Annotated in this window: 2 rRNA genes; both read left to right on the plus strand. The window is 47.7% G+C overall.

The features are described 5' to 3' along the window. Positions 1–377 (plus strand): 16S ribosomal RNA (locus ORJ00_RS18950); the annotation flags it as partial. A 350-nt stretch (positions 378–727) separates the two neighbouring features. After that, positions 728–1,196, plus strand: a 23S ribosomal RNA gene (locus ORJ00_RS18955); the annotation flags it as partial.

A 1,196-nucleotide genomic window follows, 5' to 3' on the forward strand; every position in this document is an offset into this window, starting at 1 on the left:
GATAAACCGGAGGAAGGTGGGGACGACGTCAAGTCATCATGGCCCTTACGAGTAGGGCTACACACGTGCTACAATGGCGTATACAGAGGGTTGCAAAGCCGCGAGGTGGAGCTAATCTCACAAAGTACGTCGTAGTCCGGATTGGAGTCTGCAACTCGACTCCATGAAGTCGGAATCGCTAGTAATCGTGAATCAGAATGTCACGGTGAATACGTTCCCGGGCCTTGTACACACCGCCCGTCACACCATGGGAGTGGGCTGCAAAAGAAGTGGGTAGTTTAACCTTCGGGAGAACGCTCACCACTTTGTGGTTCATGACTGGGGTGAAGTCGTAACAAGGTAGCCCTAGGGGAACCTGGGGCTGGATCACCTCCTTACCTATACGACTAACTCAATATTTGCTGAGTGTTCACACAGATTACTTGTTGACCTTGCTCTGAATAAGAGCGGGTAGAGTGAAATGCGCCGCAAGCCGGTATGCATTGTTCTTTAACAATTTGGAAAGCTGATAGTATTTAACATGATGATGTCTGTCGTTGTGTTAATTACAAATCGTTCAATACGTAATGTATTGAACATTGAGTTCTCAAAACACTGTTTAAGTGTCTTGAATATTCTAAAAACTAAGGCGAGTCACACTTCCTGGTCGGGAGTGAGACAAGTAAAAACCAGCTAGTTGCGATCTACCGCGAATAGTTCACGCAAGTGAAACTCATTTGGGTTGTATGGTTAAGTGACTAAGCGTATACGGTGGATGCCTTGGCAGTCAGAGGCGATGAAGGACGTAGTAACTTGCGAAAAGCGTTGGCGAGCTAGTAACAAGCATTTGAGCTAACGATGTCCGAATGGGGAAACCCGGCCACATAAGTGGTCATCATACAGTGAATACATAGCTGTATGAGGCGAACCTGGGGAACTGAAACATCTAAGTACCCAGAGGAAAAGAAATCAACCGAGATTCCCCTAGTAGCGGCGAGCGAACGGGGATTAGCCCTTAAGTCTATGGGGTGTTAGTGGAATGTGTTGGAAAGCACAGCGGCACAGGGTGATAGCCCCGTACACGAAAACTAACCATAGATGAAAACGAGTAAGGCGGGACACGTGACATCCTGTTTGAATATGGGGGGACCATCCTCCAAGGCTAAATACTCCTGACTGACCGATAGTGAACCAGTACCGTGAGGGAAAGGCGAAAA

The organism is Rheinheimera baltica (genome assembly GCF_030731985.1).
In the GTDB taxonomy this organism is placed as follows: Bacteria; Pseudomonadota; Gammaproteobacteria; order Enterobacterales; family Alteromonadaceae; genus Alishewanella; species Alishewanella baltica.